The 18,401-nt window shown below is 65.3% G+C and carries 17 protein-coding genes; 3 read left to right on the top strand and 14 right to left on the bottom strand.

The window, feature by feature from the left end:
- Positions 1-24: 24 nt before the first annotated feature.
- The gene (locus QDT69_RS21265; RefSeq protein ID WP_279708420.1) at positions 25-783 is read left to right on the top strand and encodes an SDR family NAD(P)-dependent oxidoreductase; all 759 of its coding nucleotides are present in this window, start codon (positions 25-27) and stop codon (positions 781-783) included.
- 221 nt (positions 784-1,004) lie between these two features.
- On the opposite strand, the gene QDT69_RS21260 is transcribed toward QDT69_RS21265, so the two are convergent.
- The 14 genes from QDT69_RS21260 to QDT69_RS21195 all read right to left on the bottom strand — a co-directional run bounded on the left by QDT69_RS21260 (position 1,005) and on the right by QDT69_RS21195 (position 16,497).
- The gene (locus QDT69_RS21260) at positions 1,005-2,966 is read right to left on the bottom strand and encodes a hydantoinase B/oxoprolinase family protein (protein ID WP_279708419.1); all 1,962 of its coding nucleotides are present in this window, start codon (positions 2,964-2,966) and stop codon (positions 1,005-1,007) included.
- Between the two features lie 3 nt (positions 2,967-2,969).
- The gene (locus QDT69_RS21255; RefSeq protein ID WP_347952053.1) at positions 2,970-4,994 is read right to left on the bottom strand and encodes a hydantoinase/oxoprolinase family protein; all 2,025 of its coding nucleotides are present in this window, start codon (positions 4,992-4,994) and stop codon (positions 2,970-2,972) included.
- A gap of 190 nt (positions 4,995-5,184) precedes the next feature.
- Positions 5,185-6,144 carry a helix-turn-helix domain-containing protein gene (locus tag QDT69_RS21250; RefSeq protein WP_279708417.1) on the bottom strand — a complete coding sequence of 320 codons (960 nt, stop codon included), beginning with the start codon at positions 6,142-6,144 and terminating at the stop codon, positions 5,185-5,187.
- A 106-nt stretch (positions 6,145-6,250) separates the two neighbouring features.
- Positions 6,251-7,216 (bottom strand): LysR family transcriptional regulator, encoded by a 966-nt coding sequence (locus tag QDT69_RS21245; RefSeq protein ID WP_279708416.1) that lies wholly within the window; start codon positions 7,214-7,216, stop codon positions 6,251-6,253.
- Positions 7,217-7,391: 175 nt separating this feature from the next.
- Positions 7,392-8,369, bottom strand: a complete 978-nt coding sequence (locus QDT69_RS21240; protein ID WP_279708415.1) for a biotin-dependent carboxyltransferase family protein — start codon at positions 8,367-8,369, stop codon at positions 7,392-7,394.
- Positions 8,359-9,234, bottom strand: coding sequence for an allophanate hydrolase subunit 1 (locus tag QDT69_RS21235; RefSeq protein WP_279708414.1), 876 nt, complete (start codon positions 9,232-9,234; stop codon positions 8,359-8,361). The genes QDT69_RS21240 and QDT69_RS21235 overlap by 11 nt, the downstream gene beginning before the upstream one ends.
- 43 nt (positions 9,235-9,277) lie before the next feature.
- Positions 9,278-10,678 (bottom strand): acetyl-CoA carboxylase biotin carboxylase subunit, encoded by a 1,401-nt coding sequence (locus QDT69_RS21230; RefSeq protein ID WP_279708413.1) that lies wholly within the window; start codon positions 10,676-10,678, stop codon positions 9,278-9,280.
- A 14-nt stretch (positions 10,679-10,692) separates the two neighbouring features.
- Positions 10,693-10,935, bottom strand: a complete 243-nt coding sequence (locus QDT69_RS21225; protein WP_021082329.1) for an acetyl-CoA carboxylase — start codon at positions 10,933-10,935, stop codon at positions 10,693-10,695.
- 37 nt (positions 10,936-10,972) lie between these two features.
- Entirely contained in the window at positions 10,973-11,701 is a 729-nt protein-coding gene (locus QDT69_RS21220) for a LamB/YcsF family protein (RefSeq protein WP_279708410.1), read from the bottom strand.
- Positions 11,702-11,792: 91 nt separating this feature from the next.
- On the bottom strand, positions 11,793-12,980 hold the full coding sequence (locus QDT69_RS21215) for an ABC transporter substrate-binding protein (RefSeq protein WP_279708409.1): 1,188 nt from the start codon (positions 12,978-12,980) through the stop codon (positions 11,793-11,795).
- 31 nt (positions 12,981-13,011) lie between these two features.
- Entirely contained in the window at positions 13,012-14,085 is a 1,074-nt protein-coding gene (locus QDT69_RS21210) for a branched-chain amino acid ABC transporter permease (RefSeq protein ID WP_279708408.1), read from the bottom strand.
- A 3-nt stretch (positions 14,086-14,088) separates the two neighbouring features.
- Positions 14,089-15,003, bottom strand: a complete 915-nt coding sequence (locus QDT69_RS21205) for a branched-chain amino acid ABC transporter permease (protein WP_095733037.1) — start codon at positions 15,001-15,003, stop codon at positions 14,089-14,091.
- A 1-nt stretch (position 15,004) separates the two neighbouring features.
- The gene (locus tag QDT69_RS21200) at positions 15,005-15,727 is read right to left on the bottom strand and encodes an ABC transporter ATP-binding protein (RefSeq protein WP_279708407.1); all 723 of its coding nucleotides are present in this window, start codon (positions 15,725-15,727) and stop codon (positions 15,005-15,007) included.
- Positions 15,724-16,497: an ABC transporter ATP-binding protein gene (locus QDT69_RS21195; RefSeq protein WP_279708406.1), complete on the bottom strand. Its 774-nt coding sequence runs from the start codon at positions 16,495-16,497 to the stop codon at positions 15,724-15,726. The genes QDT69_RS21200 and QDT69_RS21195 overlap by 4 nt, the downstream gene beginning before the upstream one ends.
- A gap of 100 nt (positions 16,498-16,597) precedes the next feature.
- Here QDT69_RS21195 and QDT69_RS21190 point away from each other — a divergent pair, with 100 nt between their 5' ends.
- A complete protein-coding gene (locus tag QDT69_RS21190; RefSeq protein WP_279708405.1) occupies positions 16,598-17,518 on the top strand; it encodes a LysR substrate-binding domain-containing protein in 921 nt (306 codons plus the stop codon).
- A 198-nt stretch (positions 17,519-17,716) separates the two neighbouring features.
- On the top strand, positions 17,717-18,370 hold the full coding sequence (locus QDT69_RS21185; protein WP_279708404.1) for a TetR/AcrR family transcriptional regulator: 654 nt from the start codon (positions 17,717-17,719) through the stop codon (positions 18,368-18,370).
- Positions 18,371-18,401: the final 31 nt, after the last annotated feature.

Genomic DNA, 18,401 nt, shown 5'->3' with positions numbered 1-18,401 from the left:
AGGCGCCAAATCGTGAGGATGCCAATGCAGGGTGCTATCTATCCAAGCCTCAAGGACCGGACCGTCCTGGTCACCGGTGGCGGTTCCGGCATCGGCGAGGCGATCGTCCGCCAGTTCATCAGCCAGGGCGCGCGGGTCGGTTTCATCGACATCGATCTGACGTCCTCGGAGCAGCTGCTGTCCGATCTGGGGGCGCAAGCCCGCGTGCACTTCGAACACGCCGACCTGCGCGACATCGGCGCGCTGCGCCGCGCGGTCGCAGGCATCCGCGAGGCGCTCGGGCCGATCACCATCCTGGTCAACAACGCGGCGCGCGATGATCGTCACGCGATCGAGGACGTCACACCGGAATTTTGGGATGAGCGGATCGCCGTCAACCTGAAGCACCAGTTCTTCAGCGCCCAGGCGGTCGCACCCGACATGAAACAGGCGGGCGGCGGTGCGATCATCAATATCGGATCGGTGAGCTGGGTGATCGGTCAGGGCAACATGCCCTGCTACACCACGGCGAAATCAGCGGTTCAGGGCCTCACCCGTGCGCTGGCCCGCGATCTCGGGCCGCACAATGTGCGGGTCAACTCCATCCTGCCCGGATGGATCATGACCCAGCGGCAGCAGGATCTGTGGCTGACGCCCGAAGGCGTCACTGAACTGATGCAGCGGCAATGCCTCAAGCGCAAGCTCGTGCCTGACGACATCGCCCGCGTCGTGCTGTTTTTCGCCGCCGATGACAGCGGCGCCTGCACCAACCAGAGCCATATCGTCGACGGCGGCTGGGTCTAGCGATTCAATCGACCGCGTTGACGCACCGGACGGACGCGGGTTCGCTGCTATTTGTTGCGAGCTGTCTGATGCGATCGTATCAGATTGTCCGTCCATGCATCGGCGATGTGGGGGTAGGGCTAGATCCTGCGTGCGATCGACCAGGAGTTCGAGCACGTGCGGCGGCTTCTAGTCCTCTTCTGGTGCATGGAGCCCGCCTGCGGCGCGGCTGCCGATGACGATCAGACTGCCTTCCACATTGCGACCGAGCGCCGCTCGAACGCTTCGCGGAACTGGCAGGTGGATTCAGGAAGCAGCGCGCCGGTGCCCCAGTCGAGGATCACGGCGTGCTTGCGGATCACGTCGAATGCGTTGAGCTCCCCGCTGCGGTAGCGTTGCGCCACCGTCTCCGGATCGAGCCGGACGTTGGCGACGCGCTCGGAGCGGATCTTCGCACGCAGCGCGGCGGTCGCGACCTTGTCGACCTCGTAGTTGCAGAGTTCGGCATCGATCGTGTGCACCACGACGCCATAGTCCTTGGCGGCGCGTTCGATCGAGACATAGTCGTCCTTGATGTCCTCGATCACGAGGTTCGGGTCGCGCTCCAAAGGATCGCCGAAGCCGCCACCGCCGGCGGTCGGACGCGAAAACACGTCGCCTTCGCCGATCGGAACGTCCGAGAAGATCGAGCCGAGCCGCTCCTCGGCCGTGCTGCCGGCGCGCTTCAGGGTCAGGCCGTGCGGCATCGACGGCAGGCCGCCCTCAATGCCCCACACGATGGCGCGCTCGCGGTCGCAGATATAGGAGATCACGGTCTTCTCGGCCTGCAGCATCCGCGACGTCTTCACCACGCCCGCGCCGCCGCGCCATTTGCCGGGACCCGGCGAGTCCGTGAGGATCTCGCATTCGGTGGTCAGGATCGGGTTGGCGCGCTCCTGGCCTTCGACCGGCTGCGACATCAGCCCGGTGCCGAAGCAGGCGGTGGTGACATTGCTGCCGTCCTTGCCGTTGCGTCCGCCCCAGCCGCCGGGCAGCCAGTCGTAGAACATGAAGATCGGCTTGTCGGCGCTGCGGGCGTCGAGCCCGCCGGTGAGCAGATATTCGAGGTTGAAGGCGCAGGCGAGCGCGCGCTCCGGCATCAGCTTCGACCACATCTCGTAGATCGAGTTCATGATCTTCTCGAACGGCATCAGGAAGCCGGTCACCGCGATCGGCCATTTGGCGTCGACGATCGAGCCTTCGGGAGCGATGATCTCGAAGCAGCGATAGAAGCCGGAATTGAGCGGCAGATCGGGGAAGAAGGTCTTCATGCCGGCCGCAACGGCCGAGAAGGTGGCGCCGAACGCCGAGTTGTAGATCGAGCCGATGGTCGGATGGCTGCCGGTGAAGTCGTAGATCGCGCGGTCGCCCTTGATCGTCATCTTGATGCGGATCGGGATCATGCCCTCGCCGCCGGCCGGATCGCGGTCGATGAAGTCGACGGTTTCCCATTCGCCGTCGGGCAGTGCTGCGATGCGTTGGCGCGCCGAGCGCTCGACATAGTCCTGGACCGCGGCAAGCCCGGTCTCGACGGTGTTGCGGCCGTATTTGCCGACCAGGCGCAGGATCTCGCGTTCGCAGACGGCGGTGGCTTCGGCCTGCGCCTGGATATCGCCGATGATCGAGGCCGGGTCGCGGGTGTTGGAGGCGATCAGATGGGCGACGTCCTTGCGCAGGCCGTTCTTGTCGAACAGGCGGACCGGCGTGATGCGCAGGCCCTCGCGGAACATCTCGCGGGCGGCGACGTCGAACGATCCCGGCACGCTGCCGCCGACGTCCGACCAGTGTCCGTTGGACTGGCTGAAGGCGATGATCTTGCCGTCGGCGAAGATCGGACGGATCAGCCGCACGTCGGAGAAGTGCGTGCCGCCGGCGTAGGGATCGTTGATCGCGAAGACGTCGCCCTCATGCATGTCGCCTTCGAAATGCCGCATCACGTCCTTGCAGGTGAAATGCAGCGTGCCGACGTGGACCGCGATATCCTGGTTGCCTTGCGCCGCGCATTCGCCGTTGGCGTCATGCAGCGCGCTCGAGAAATCGCGGTTGTAGATCACGAAGGAGTAGCAGGTTCGCAGCACCTGCTCGCCCATCTGGTCGACGCTGGTGATGAAGGAGTTCTTCAGGACCTCGAAGGTCACGGGATCGAGCGGGAGGGCCGTGGCCATGGTTCACTCCTTCACGCGGATGATGATGTTGAGATATTTGTCGACCTCCGCGCCGGCGCCGGGCGGCACGACGGTCGTGGCATCGAGCTGCTCGATGATCGCGGGGCCTTGGAAGGAGAAACCGCAGGGCAGGTCGTCGCGCTGATAGACGGGCGTATCGAGCCCGCTGCCTTCGAACCAGACCCTGCGGTGGCCAACCGGTGCGGGGCTAACGCCGGTCGGCGCGTGAACGGCGAATTCGGCCTTCGGAACCACACCGACCGCCTTCAAGTTGAGGCGGAAGAAGCTGACCGGTGCGCTGTCGCGGCGGAAATTGTATTCGCGCTGGTGCTCGGCGTGGAAGCTCTGCACCAGGTCGGCGATCGCGCCGATCGGCTGCGGCGCGTTCACCGCGAGCGAACGCCACTGGCCGCGATACATCATGTCGATCGAGCGCTGCAGTACGATGTCGTTCTGCGCGACACCCTCATGGGTGAGCCGCGCGAGCGCGGTCTTCTCGAGCTCGGCGAACTGCGCCTCGATCTCGGCGGCGTCGGCGTCGGCCGCGTCGACCATGCAGCTCTGCGAGAAGTCGTGCTGCATGTCGACGAGCAGGCATCCGAGCGCGGAGGTCACGCCGGGATTCGGCGGCACGATCACGACCGGAATCGACAGCTCGCGCGCGACGTCGACGCCATGCAGGGCGCCGGCGCCGCCGAACGCCACCAGCGCGAAGTCACGCGGATCGTAGCCGCGGCTGATCGAGATCAGCCGCACCGCATCCGACATGTTGGCGTTGGCGACCTTGACGATCGCGTCCGCGGCCTCGTGCAGGCCGAGGCCGAACGGCTTGGCGACGCCGCTCTCAACGGCCTGCCGCGCCAGCTCGGGATCGAGCTTCACCTTGCCGCCGGCAAGGTCGGTGCCGAGCCGGCCCAGCGTCACGTTGGCGTCGGTGTTGGTCGGCTGGGTGTTGCCGTTGCCGTAGCAGGCAGGTCCCGGGTGGGCGCCGGCCGATTGCGGGCCGTTGCGCAAGGAGCCGGCCGGGTCGGTCCAGGCCAGCGAGCCGCCGCCGGCGCCGATCGTGAGCACCTCGATCGAGGCGAAGCGGATCGGATAGCCGAATTCGATGTGCCAGTCCTTGGTGACGCGCGAGTGGCCCTCATAGGCGAGCGACACGTCGGTGGACGTGCCGCCCATGTCGAGGCCGATCGAATTGGGGAAGCCGCAGAGGCCGGCGATGTAACGGCTGGCGATGGCGCCGGCAGCGATGCCGGAGCCGGCGAGGCGGGCGGCAAAGTCCTTGACGCTCGCCGGCGTCATCACGCCGCCGCCGGTGTGCAGCAACAAGAGATCGCGCGTGTAGCCCTCATGGGCGAGGCGCTCGCCGAGCCGGCTCGTGTAGTTGACGACGACCGGGCTCACGACGGCGTTGGCAACCGTCGTCGAGAACCGCTCATGCTCGAAGATTTCGGGGAGCACCTGCGAGGAGATCGACACGGGAATGTCGGGCATCTCCGCCAGCAGGATGTCGCGCATGGCGCGCTCATTGGCGCCGTTGAGATAGGCGTTCATGAAACAGACCGCGACCGCGGCGACGCCGCGGCGCTTGAGGATGCGGGCCACCTCGCGCGCGGCTTCGACGTCGAGCGGTTCGATCACCTTGCCGCCGGCATCGACGCGCTCGGGCACGGTCAGGCGATCGCGCCGCGGCACATAGGGCCGCACGACGTCCTTGTAGGTGTCCCAGAGGTCTTCCTTGTTGGCGCGCCGGATCTCGATGACGTCGCGGAACCCCTTGGTCGTCACCACGGCGGTGCGCGGCAGGCGGCGCGTGATCAGCGCGTTGGTGGCGACCGTCGTGCCGTGCGAGAACAGCGCCACCCTGGACAGATCGATCCCGGCCTTCGACACGCCGCCCATGATCCCTTCGATCGGATCGCGCGTGGAGGAGGTCTTCTCGATGCGGATGAGACCGGTCGTCTCGTCCATGATGCAGATGTCGGTGAACGTACCCCCGACATCGACAGCCACACGAAGGTCCTGCACCATGCGTCTTCCTTTCGATCAAGCGTTTCGCCGATCTTAGGCAGAGCGGCGGCCGGCCTTCTTGACGCTGAGCGCAGGAAGATTTGTGCGAGAGAGCGAACCGTATGGTGGGGGTGCGTGCCGCGGACGGCGGCGGGCTGCCAAAGACGGCTGCCCAGGAAACGATCGGGCCGATGCGGTCGCGGTGCCGTCAGGCATTGGCGGCGCGGGAGGTGGCGCGCGCTTCGCTCGGGGTGCAGCCGAACCGGCCGCGATAATTGCGGCTGAACTGGGCCTGGTCGGCAAAGCCCCATTGATAGGCGATTTCCGAGATGCTCTTGCGGCAGCTCGCATCGCGCAGCAGGGCGTCGCACATCGCCAGCCGCTGGTTGCGGATATAGGCGCAGACGGTCAGACCCTCGCCCTCGAAGATCTGATGCAGATAGCGTAGCGAAATGCCGCAGCCGTCGGCGATCATTTGCGGCGTCAGCCGCATGTCGTCGAGGCGGGCACGGATGAACTGCTCGCAGCGCAGCAGATGGCCATTGCGCACCGAGGACGAGTGGCCGGTCAGCACCCGGTCGTCGGATTCGATAGCCATTGCGAGCAGCTCGATCAGGTGCTTGCCCATCAGCGTGCGCGCCGTCTCGTCCATTTCCTCGATGCGCTCACCCGAGAGCCGCAGCGTGTCGACGAATAGCGCGCCGACGCTGCGGCTGGCATCGAATTGCAGCGTGGCAAGGCGCTCGGGCCGCGAAATGCGGCCGCGCAGCACCGCGCTCGGGATCTTCAGGCACCACAGCGCCGTCGGATCCTGATGGCTGAATTCGTAGGGCAGATGGCTGCGTTCGATCAGGAATGCGCCGGGACGGCAGCGCACCACCTTGCCGTCCTGCTCGAAGCGGATTTCGGCGAGTTCGGGCACCGTGATCAGGAAGGATTCCTCCCGCTCGCTCAGGAGATGCCGCTCGTGGCGCTTGTAGAGCAGGCCATTGGCGATGTTTCGCGAGACCGAGAGCCGACCCATCGACCAGGCGCCGAGGCGCGCATCGAACTCGCGCGTGCTCGGGAAGCGCAGGTCGAGCGAGTAATAGGTCTTCGAGACGACCTCCTGCCAGTACTGGCGGCGGCTCTGCAACGGGATGTCGTTGGTCGTGTAGGTGACTTGCATGTCTCACTCCCCGCCGCCGGCTGTGCCTCCGCTCGTCGTGTCCCCGGGCAAAGTTTGGCGAGGACTGCCGGACGGCGTCAAGTCGAATAAAACGGAAACAGATATTCTAGATTTCGATCGCCTCCTCGGCCTGATGCCGCTGATCCATGCTGACGGGCGGCCGCCCCGGCCCGACGCCGGCAACCGCGAAGCGCATGAAATCGCGGAACGCCATCGCGGCTTCCGATGGCCTGGTGTCGCGCCGCCAGGCCAGGCCGATATCCATGCTGGGCACCTCGTCTTCGATGACGCGGGTCTCGATCCGTTGTCCCTCCAGCGACCAGGGCCGGTAGATCAGGTCGGACAGAATGGCGATCCCCATGCCGCCTGCGACCATCGAGCGCACGGCTTCGACCGAGGAGGTGCGGAAGATCGTCTTCGGTTCGAGCGAGGCGTTGCTCCAGTAGCGCATCGAGGTGTGCTTGGCCTCGTCGACGGTGAGCATGACGTAGGGATACGTCGCGATGTCGGCGAGATGGACCCGCTCGGTGCGGGTCAGCGGATGCTCGGGCGCAAGCCACAGGCGGCGCGGCGATCGCAGCAGCGTCTCGCTCGTCAGCATGGCGTTGTCGCGCAGGTTCGACACCAGCATGACCGCCAGATCGAGCGCACCATCGACGAGCGCACGTTCCAGCACGTCGCGCGGCGCCTCGAACAGCTCGACCGTGATGCCGGGAAAGCTTGCCTGGAAGCGCTTCTGGTGACGCGGCAGGAAATAGCCCGACACGGTATAGGTGACGCCGATGCGGATCGTCCCGAACAGCGGTCCCGCCGACATCTGCGTATTCCGCACCGCCTCGGCGACGGCGGCGAGGATTTGGCGGCCCTGGGACAGGAAGCGGCTGCCCTCCATCGTGACGGTGACGCCGTTCGGCGCGCGTTCCAGCAGGCGGGCGCAGACGGTCGCTTCGAGCTGCTGAATCGCTGCGGTGACCGCGGATTGCGAGACGTTGAGGTCGATCGCCGCCTGGCTGATGCGCCCGGTCTCGGCGGCGGCGACGAAGTAACGGATCTGTTTCAGAGAAACGGACATCGCGGTTGTTCCGATGTTGCCTAACTCATGAGCGGTGTTTCTCAGCCCGGCCGCATGCGTTGCAACTCTCGTGCCGACAGCCGCAGCTCTCGCGGTGATGTCGACCTCAGGCACGATCCCCCGACCAATGGCACCGGCCGGGGTCTCGCTGATGGATAGGGCGGCTCGGCGGCGATCACGCCAGGGCGCTGTGCAGCCTGCCGAGCAGTTCCGACCGGCTCTTGCGGGCCACAAGCGCCTGATTCATGTCGACCTTGACGAACTTCACCGGTGTGTTGGGCTGCAGCTGGCCGATCAAGTCCATGTCCGCGGCGATGACGGTCCCGACCATGAAGTAGCCGCCGCCGGAGACTGCATCACGATGCAGCACGATCGGTTCGGTGCCGCCGGGAACCTGGATCGAGCCGTAGGGATAGCAGGCATCGGTGATGTTGGACGGGTCGGAGCCGGCGCCGAACGGCGGTTCGCGTGGAACGAATTCGAGCGGTTTGCCGCCTTTGAAGCGGTAGCCGATCCGGTCCGCCTCCGGTGCAACCTTCCAGGTGTCGGAGAAGAAGCCGTTGCCGGCCGCCTCGGTGATGCGGTGCCAGTAGAGTCCGGGCATGGCGCGCAGCTCCGTCGGCATTCCCGCCGGTTGCCCGCGCAGTTCCCTGGCAACACTGCGTCCTTCCTTGCCTGTCGCGACGGCACGGCCGATGGGCAGCTCGTCGCCGGCCTCGAGCTTGCGGCCCTTGAAACCGCCGAGCGCACCGAGCGCGTAGGTCGAGCGCGAGCCGAGTACGACGGGCACGTCGATGCCGCCGGAAACCGCGATGTAGCCGCGTGCGCCCTGCTTGAGGAAATCGAAGGAGAGGATCTGGCCGCGCTTCGCCCTGAAGCTGGTCCAGGTCTCGCGTGGCTCGCCGTCGAGCTTCGGCGGCAGCTCCGCGCCGGTGACCGCGACGATGGCGTCCTCGGTGAATTCGAGCTCGGGTCCCATGAACACGGCTTCGAGCACGGCTGCGCCCGCCTCGTTGCCGACCAGCAGATTGGCGGCCGCGAGCGCGTGACGGTCCATGCCGCCGGAGAGCGGGATGCCGATGTGATAATAGCCCGGACGTCCGAGGTCCTGGACGGTGGTCGCAAGACCCGGCTTCAAAACCTTAACGGCCATGGAGAACTCCATCGAGCTTGCTGTTGTAGGCATCAACGTCGCGGTTGAATTCGGTCAGCGAGAACGAGACGTCGCGGATCACGGGCGCAAACCGGCCGGCATCGACATCGGCGACCGCTGCATCATAGGCCGCGCGGTCGATCGGCTTCCACTTCACGATGTCGCCCGGTCTGAACAGGCACATGAAGTCGCGCAGATAGCTGATGTTCTGGTTAGGATCGTAGATCGGCATCGGCGTGATGCCGAACATCTGATAGCCACCGGCGCCGCGCACCGAGTAGATGCAGCTGAAACAGCCGCCATGTCCGACGGTGAGCTTCGGCGTGTCGGTGCGTGGGCGCAGATATTTCGGCGCCTGAAGCTGCCGCTTGCGCTCGACCATCTGGTAGAGGAAGGGCAGGCCGGCGACGAAGCCGACCATCGAGACGAACCAGGGCGCGCTGGAATGCGCCTTGATGAAGGCGTCGACGCTGTCGAGGCCGTTGATGCGTGCGGCATATTCGAGGTCGGTTCCGTTGGGATCCTGATGACGCTCGCGGAAGCGCATCAGCGTCTCATGCGTCCAGGGATCGTTGTAGAGCACGGGAATCTCGATGATCCGCGTCTTGATCACCGGTTCCGATTTCTCCGATGCGGAATCTAGCCGCTTCAGCTCGGTGAGGAGATCGTCCGGCTTGATCTGGTCGGGATCGAACTTGACCTGATAGGACGCATTTGCAGGGCAGATTTCCGTGACGCCCTTGATCTTCGCGTCGCGCACCGCGTTGGTGATGAAGAGGCTCTTGAAAAAGGCCTCGAGCGACATCGCCTCGCCGACCTCGGCGAAGATGTGCTCGTCGCCGCCGAAGGAAAATCGGGTTTGCATGACTAGCGGCCTCCTGTTGCTGACGGAGCGGAATGTTTCGTCATCATGGCGCGACCTTCACGGCCGATGGCGGTTGAGCGGTGGCAAGGGCTGCGGCATGGGACTCCAGCCACGGTTCGAGCCATGCCGTGTGGAAGCGACCGGCCTTGACGTCGGCGTCGCGCGCCAGCGCCTGGTGCAGGGGCTTTGTCGTGAAAATGCCCTCGACGCTGAGCTCGGCCAGCGCGCGTTCGAGCCGTCTTATGGCGCTCTGCCGATCCTTGTCGTGCACGATCAGCTTGCCGAGCAGGCTGTCGTAGAACGGCGGCACGGTGTAGCCCTGATAGAGCATGCTGTCGAAGCGCACGCCGTCGCCGCCGGGCACGCTGAGTGCGTTCACCGTGCCGGGATTGGGCAGGAAATTCCTGGCGGGATCTTCGGCGTTGATGCGGACCTCGATCGAATGGCCGCCGACGCGCACCTCGTCTTGACGAATGCGCAACGGCTCGCCGCCGGCGATCCGGATCATCTCGCGCACGAGGTCGATGCCGGTGACCATTTCGGTGACGGGATGCTCGACCTGGATCCGGGTGTTCATCTCCAGGAAGTAGAATTCGCCTGTCCTGTCGTCGTAGAGATATTCGAGCGTGCCGGCGCCGCGGTAGTTGACCGCCTTGGCCAGCGCCACCGCGGAGCTGCAGAGTTTTTCACGCACGGCCTGGGTCAGCGAGGGCGAGGGCGCTTCTTCCCACACTTTCTGGCGGCGCCGCTGCAACGAGCATTCACGCTCGAAGCAATGGATCACGTCACGTCCATCGCCGAGCACCTGGACCTCAATGTGCCGCGCGCCTTCGATCAGCTTCTCGACGTAGAGCCCGCCATCGCCGAACGCCGCAAGCGCTTCGGCCTGGGCCTGCGGCATCAGATGATGAAATTCCTCGGCGGACCGCGCGATACGAATGCCGCGTCCGCCACCGCCGGCGGCGGCCTTGATCATGACAGGGAAACCGGTTTTCTCGACCAGCGCAAAGGCCGCTTCCGCCGACTCCAGCCGCCCCTCGCTGCCGGGGACGGTCGGCACGCCGGCCGAGGCGGCCGCCTCGCGCGCCGCGACCTTGTCGCCCATCAGCCGGATCGATTGCGCGGTCGGGCCGACGAAGATCAATCCGGCCGCTTCGACGGCGGCCGCGAACTCGGCGTTCTCGGCGAGGAAGCCGTAGCCGGGATGGATGGCGTCGGCGCCAGTGGCCTGCGCCGCGGCGAGGATGACCGCCTGGTTGAGATAGGATTTCGACGCCTGCGGCGGACCGATATCGATCGCTTCGTCGGCGAGCCGGACCGCGAGCGAGTCCTTGTCGGCCTTGCTGTAGACCTGGACGGTTGCAATGCCGAGATCGCGTGCGGCGCGGATGATGCGCACCGCGATCTCGCCGCGATTGGCTATGAGGAGCTTCTTGATTGCCATGGCTGGTTGGGGGCTCAAACGTCGATTTCGGCGATCGGCTGCCCGGCCATCACGGCATCCTCGTTCTCGGCCAGGAAGCGAACGATCTTGCCGGCGGCGCCGGCCTTCACCTCGTTGAACGATTTCATCACCTCGATGAGCCCGATCGTGTCGCTCTCTGCGACGACGTCGCCGTCGTTCTTGTAGACCGGCTTGTCGGGCGCGGGCTTGCGGTAAAAGATGCCCGGGAGCGGCGAGAAGATCTGCTGCGTTGCCATGGTTTCCTCTTGGATCGTTGGTTTTTGCCGCGCCGGCTCAGCGCGGGGTGAGATAGGGACGAACCGCCTCGCGCACGGCTTCCGCGATGGCGACGGCGTTCGGCGTGTCGGAGTGAATGCAGATCGAATCGGCGCCGACCACGATGTCGTTTCCCGCCACCGTGCGCGTCTTGCCCTCGTTCACGGCTCTCGCGCATCGGGTCGCGGCGTCGGCCGGGTCCTTCGCTTCGTGCTCGCGCGTGATGATCAGGCTGCCGTCGGCGTTGTAGTCGAGGTCGGCATAATATTCGGCGACGAAGGCATGGCCGCGGCGCTCATAGACCTGCTGGTGCAGCGTTCCCTTCATGCCGAGCAGCGGCACCTTGTAGACGTCAGCGGCGTCGGCCACGGCTTCGGCGATGTCCTCGTTGCGCGACGCCATGCCGTAGAGCGCACCGTGCGGCTTGATGTGGTTGAGCGACATGCCTTCGGCATCCAGGAACGCCTTGAGGGCGCCGATCTGGTAGAGCAGGCAGTTGGTCAGCTCCTCGCGGCTGATCTTCATCTCCCTGCGGCCAAATCCCTGCAGATCCGGCAGCGAGGGGTGCGCGCCGACCTTGACGCCGAACTCCCTGGCGAGCTGCACCGTCTTGCGCATGTGATTGAAGTCGGAGGCATGAAAGCCGCAGGCGACGTTTGCGACGTCGATATGCGGCATCAACGCCCTGTCGTCGCCCATCTTGTAGAGGCCGTAGGCCTCGCCCATGTCGCAGTTGATCACGACCATCTCCTGATTTCCTTCCAACAGGCTTCGTAGAGGACCGGCGGCGAGGCCGCCCTGGGTACGGCTGGCGCACCCAGGGCGGCGCGTTGCCGGGTTACTTGGACACCAGATAGTCGAGCGGGATCTTTTCCGAGATCGTCCACTGGTCGATCACCTTCGGCTTGCCGGCCTCGGTGTCGACGATCAGGTAGCGGCCCTGGTTCTGGTGGTGGATGTCCTTGGTGAAGGTGCGCGGCCCGAACAGCGTGGGCTCGTTGTTCATCTTCTCGAGCTCGGCGACGACCGCCGCTGCGTCGGTCGATTTGGCGCGCTCGACCGCCTTGGCCCAGACGTCGATCAGGACGTAGCCCGGATAGACGTATTGGCTGGACGGGTCACCGCCGGTGACTTCCTTGTACTTCTTGTTGAACTCGTTGACCTTCGCGTTCGGATCGTCGCCGTAGACCGAGCCCTGAACCGGAACGTAGAAGTTCGACAGATCCGGAACGGCGTTCATCCAGTAGCTGCCGTCGACGCCCGAGCCGTTGAGGATCATCGACTTGATGCCGGCGGCGCGGATCTGCTTGATGGCGGAGACGGCGCCCGGCATCATCGTGCAGAGCATGATGGCGTCGGGTTCCTTCGGCAGGCTCTTGATCCGCGTGATCTGCGACGCGATCGAGGCGTCGTCGTTCTTGAAGGTGTCGCTGCCGACCAGCTTGGCTTCCTTCAGGCGCGGCAGCATCCAGTCGAAGCCGTCGCAGATGCCCTTGTTGTAGACGGTCCAGCTGTCGAGCAGCCGATAGAAGCTGCGCGCGTTCTTCTTGGCGTACGCCCATTCCGACATGGTCGCGCCCTGCACCGGTGCCAGCACCGAGGCCGAGAACGAGAACGGGCCGACGCCGGGAATTCCGGCCTTGATCGATTCGGCGCAGAGGAAGAACGAAACCTTGCCGGCGGCCTGCGCCTGCAGCGCCGCGGGCGCGCCGAAATCGTAGTCGCAGGAGACGATCACGAGGTCGGCGCCCTGGTCGAGCACCGCAAGGCCGGCTTTGGCGCCTTCGGCCTGATCGGTCTTGGTGTCGGCAAACACCGGCTTGAGCTTCTTGCCGAGCAGGCCGCCCGCCTTGTTGATCTCCTCGATCCGGATCAGCGCCGCGTCCTGCGCCGGCTTGTCATAGGCCTGCATGAATCCGGATGCCGCGGTCGCAAAACCAACCACGATCTCGTCGGCCGCCTGGGCTGGCGCGAACCAGAGCGTGGATGCTCCGGCCAGGATGCCGAGTAATGTCGTCAAGCGCATATGCCACTCCTCCAATTTTACAAAACGAGCGTCAGTGCAGTTCCTTCAGCGCGGTCTGGACCGGCCGGGGCAGGCGCCGCTGCAGCGGCCATCGGCGCCAGGAGAACTCCCGGTTGCGGGTCAATCCGGTCGGCAGGTACATCAGGATCACGATGGTGATGATGCCGATCGCGATCTCCTGGACACCGTTCGGCAGGCCGACGGTATGCCCGCCAAGGCTTATGCCCTTCTCGAGATCGCGGAACAGCTCGATCAGCACCGAGATCGCGACCACGCCCGAGACCGCGCCGCTGAGGCTGTACATGCCGCCGACCACCAGCATCGACAGCGTAATGAAGGTGGTCCGCAGATAGAATGCGCCGGGATTGACGATGCTCAGGAAGTGCGCGTACAGCGCGCCTGCCAGCCCGATGATGAAGGCACTGACGACGAAGGCGATCAGCCGCTCGCGGACGATGTCGATGCCGGAGGCGCTGGCTGCGACCGCTTCGTCGCGGGTGGCGCGCAGCGCCAGCCCCGAGCGCGAGATCGAATAGAGATAGGCGATCGCAATCGCCACGGCGCCGCCGATCCATCCGGTCCAGACGTTCATGGTGGGCGGAATGCCGACGATCGAGCCTTGTCCGCCCGTCACCGAATCCCAGTTCGAATAGACGTTGTTGATGACGCCGAGCAGGCCGAAGGTCGCGATCGAGGCGGCGATGCCCGACAGGCGCATGATGACGCGCCCGACGATCAGCGCGAACAAGGCGGCAAATATCCCCGAAATCGGCGTCGCCACCCACATCGGCAGTTGCGCATGGAGCAGCCACGCCGGGAGCCCCTTGAGCGTGATCGATTTCATGACCGGCGGAATCGTGAGCCACGCGGTCATGTAGGCGCCGAGGCACAAGAAGCTGATATGGCCGAACGACAGCAGCCCCGAATTGCCGACGAAGACGTAGAGGCCGACCACCACCATGATGTTGATGAACATCTCGACCACGGTGCGGTTGAAGGCCCGGCTGCCGAACTGATAGCTGAGGGCGGCCATGATGAGCAGCGCCACGATCAGCACGATCGGCGTGATGATCGTTTGCCGGATGACGGACGGCCGCTGCGACATCGGTCAGACCCTCTGCTTGGCGGATTTCGGTGCGAACAGGCCCTGCGGCCGCACCAGAAGGACGACGATGACGGCGCCGTAGACGAACGCGTCGCGGAACACGCGGGCGTCGTGCGGCAGGGTCGCCTGGAACACGACGCTGGCCGCGCCGATCAGGAAACCGGCGGCAACGGCGCCGGGAATGCTGCCGAGGCCGCCGATCACGGTCGCGATGAACGCGATCAGCATCACGTTGGCGCCCATGCCGATGTCGGCGGTGCCGGAATTGGTCGCCAGGATCAGCCCGATCGCCGCCGCCAGCATGCCGCTGATGGCGAAGGCCAGCAGGATCACGCCGTTGGCGCGGACCCCGAGCATGCGCGCCATGGTGAAATTATCGGCCGCCGCGCGCATCTCGAGCCCGTAGCGCGTGCGCTTCAGGAACAGCACGAGGATCACCAGCACGGCCAGCGTGATGATGATGGTCACGACCTGGAGCATCGGGATGTGGGCGCCGAGGAATTCGACCGGAAGGCCGAGGCTCGGCCACAGCGTGATCGACTTCGGCCGGCTGGAGAACAGCATCAGCAGCAGATGCCGGATGACGAAGCCGAGCGCGAAGGACGCGATCATCATGGTCGCCGGATTGGCGTTGCGGAAACGCCGGAAGACGACGATCTCCGACAGGATCGACAGCGCGGCACCGGTCAGGAGCAGCAGCGGGATCAGGAGATAGAATGGCAGCTGGCCGGCAAACACCACCGCCGCCGCATCGATCGAGGGCCACAGCATGGCGAACACGCAGAAGGCGATGAAGTCGCCATGCGCGAAGTTGACCAGCCGCATCACGCCGAAGATCAGGGCGATGCCGAGCGCACCGAGCGCATAGAGGCTGCCGAGGCTCAGCGCGTCGAAGATGATCTGGAGCAGCTCTCGCATCTCAGTGATCTCCGAAGCCGAAATAGCTCTGCTTCAGGCGATCGTCCCTGACCATGTCGGCCGCCGGGCCCTCGAGCACGATGCGCCCGCCGCGGATCAGGACCATCCGCCCGCCCGTCATCATGGCGCGCGTCGAGCTCTGTTCGACGATCAGCAGCGTGAGCTTGCGCTGTGCCCGCAGCCGCATCAGGATCTCGTAGACCTGGTCGATGATCTTGGGCGCGAGGCCGAGCGACGGCTCGTCGATGGCCATGATGCGGGGCGCGGCCATCAGCGCGCGGCCGATCACCAGCATCTGCTGCTGGCCGCCGGAGAGCATGCCCGCCGGGGTGTGGCGGCGCTCGGCCAGCATCGGGAATTCGCCGTAGACCTGATTCAGGTCGTCGGCGATCTTCCTGCGGTCGGCGCGCATGCCGGTTCCAACCTTCAGGTTCTCCTCGATCGTCAGCGCGCCGAAGACGTTGCGTCCTTCCGGCACCAGCGAAAACCCGCGCCGGGCGATGTCTTCGGGCGCGGCGCCCGTGATCCCCGCGCCGTCGATCCTGATGGAGCCGGAGGCGGGCGGCACGACACCTGCGATGGCGTTGAGCAACGTCGACTTGCCGGCGCCGTTCGGGCCGGTGACGAACAGGATTTCACCTTCGTCGACCGTCAACGTCACGCCGCGGAGTGCCGTGAGGCGCCCATAGCTGACCGTGATGTCGTCGACGACGAGCGCGGTCATGACGCGACGGCCGCATCGGCTGCGAGCGGTGGCAGCAGTTCGTCGCGCTGCGTGCCCATATAGGCATGCCGCACCGCATCGCTGTCGCGGATCTGGGGCGGCGTGCCGACCTCGATGATTTCGCCGGAGTCGAGCACGAAGATCCGTTCGCAGAGTTCGAGCACGAGGCCGATATTGTGCTCGATCAGGAGCACGCCGACATTGAGCTCGCCTGCGATGCGGCGAATGATCGCGGCAAGCTCGTGGCTCTCATGCTCCGACATGCCGGCCGCCGGCTCGTCGAGCAGCAGATAGCGCGGCGTGCACATGATGGCGCGGCCGATCGCAACGCGGCGCTCGTCCGTATAGGGCAAGGCGCCGGCGATGGTGTTTGCAAGATGCGAAATGCCGAGCCAGGCCGTCACCCGTTCGGCCTCGCTGATCGCTTCGGGCCGGCTTTGGCCGAGGCCGACGCCGGTCACTTCCAGGTTGTCCATGACGGGCAGGTCGCGGAAAAGTCGGCCTGACTGGAAGGTTCGCGCCACGCCTTTGCGTCGCAGCATGTGCGCTGCAATGCCGTTGAGCGTTTCGCCTTCCAGCTCCACGGTGCCGGTGCCGACCGGCTGGAAGCCGGTCAACACATTAATAAGGGTGGTTTTGCCGGCGCCATTGGGGCCAATCAGTCCGACGATACGCCCGCGCGGCACGGCCAGTGTAACGTCGGACAGCGCTTTCAGGCCTTCGAATTGGACGCTGACCCCACGCGCGACCAACTCCAAACCAGCGGACATCATCCCAACGCCTTCTCACCCAGAACCGACGGATTGATTTTTCCGTTCCGTCGCGGGATTGTAAAATTCGAAATATCGTTCGCTGATATCGGAAATTTTTATGTCTCTGACGTTCCGTCAGGTCCGGCATTTCATCGCGACCGCAGAGAGCGGACGCGTGTCCGCGGCTGCGGCCGCTTTGAACGTGACGCAGTCGGCGGTCACCTCGTCGATCAAGGCGCTGGAGGCCGAGCTCGGCCGCAAATTGTTCGACCGCCATTCCAACGGCGTGACGCTGACCTTCGACGGTCACGAATTCCTGCAGCGGGCCCGCGCGATCGAGGCGAGCGTGTCGGATGCGACACGGGGGCCGCATCGCTGGGGAACGCAGGTCGACGGCACGGTCGACGTGGCGGTGAGTTACACCGTTGCCGGATATTTCCTGCCGCCGCTGCTGACGCGGTTCTGGCGAACCTTTCCGGGCATCACGGTCCGGCTGCACGAGTTTCAACGCGATGCGATCGAGCAGAGCCTGATCAGCGGCAGCGTCGATGCGGCGATCATGCTGATCGCGAACCTGCATGACCGGCACTCGATCCGCTCGCGCCTGCTGCTGCGCTCGCCGCGGCGGCTATGGACCTGCGTCAATCATCCGCTGCTGCGCAAGGACAGCATCAAGCTGGCGGATCTGGCGAGCGAGCCGTATCTGATGCTGACCGTTGATGAGGCGGAGCGCTCCGCGATGCGCTACTGGCAGCACACGGCATACGTCCCCAACGTCATCTTCCGCACCCTGTCGGTGGAAGCGGTGCGCAGCATGGTCGCGACCGGGATGGGCATCACCATCCTGTCGGACATGGTCTACCGTCCCTGGTCGCTCGAGGGACATCGCATCGACCTCAAGACACTCGATGACGATGTCCACACCATGGATGTCGGGCTGGCCTGGAAGGGCAACGCGGCGCTTTCGCCGGCGGCCCGCGCCTTCTGCGAGTTCGTCGCCCATTCCTATCCGGGATCGGAGCCGTTCAAGCTCGACTGACGTCCCGATGGCAGCGTCTGCATGGTGTGTCCGCAAGACAGGGCGCCATTCCAACTCAGCCATGGAATTGTTCGACCGGATGGTCAATAAAAGGTGGTTCGGATGCGGCCCGGCCGAGACAGGGTGGCATTCCGGAACTTTGCCGTCGATTGACGGCTTCTGACGATGACCGGACGGCGGCCGGTGGAACGGAACGACATGGCCCGATCGCGCGCCAAGGACTACGACGACAAGCGCCTCTCGATGCTGCATCGCGCGGCCGAGCTGTTTGCCGCATCGGGATATGTCGGCACGTCGATGAATACGATCGCGGATGCGTGCGGGGTCTCGAAGGCGCTGCTCTATCACTATTACCCCGACAAGGAAGCGATCCTGTTCGATATCCTGTCGTCGCATCTCGAGACGCTGGCGGCGGCGGTTCGCAAGGCGAGCGCGTCGGCCGGCGATCCGGTCGAGCGCTTCAGGACGATCGTTGCCACCCTGCTCGAGCTCTACCGGCATGCCGACGCCGAGCATCAGGTCCAGATCGCAAGCCTCAAGCTGCTGCCGAAGGACAAGCAGCAGCCGCTGCTTGCGAGTGAGCGCATCCTGGTCGGGATCATGTCGGATGCGCTCGCCGCGGCGGTGCCGGCGGCGAAGCACAAGCGCGTGCTCAAGCCGCTGACGATGAGCGTGTTCGGCATGCTGAACTGGCATTATATGTGGTTCCGCGAGGGCGGGCCGATGACCCGTGCCGAATACGCCGACTTCGTCGCGCAGCTGGTGTTGGCCGGTGCCGCGGATGCCGCCGCTGCCCGGCCGCGCGGCAAGGCAAAGCCCGCCGGCCGAAGCCGGCAGGCGGAGCTACTTTGAAGTGGGCTTCGCTTCACCTCGCTCCGCGTGC

The sequence above is a fragment of the Bradyrhizobium sp. CER78 genome, assembly GCF_029846235.1.
Lineage (GTDB): Bacteria > Pseudomonadota > Alphaproteobacteria > Rhizobiales > Xanthobacteraceae > Bradyrhizobium.
This window is presented reverse-complemented; position numbering and strand designations above follow the sequence as displayed.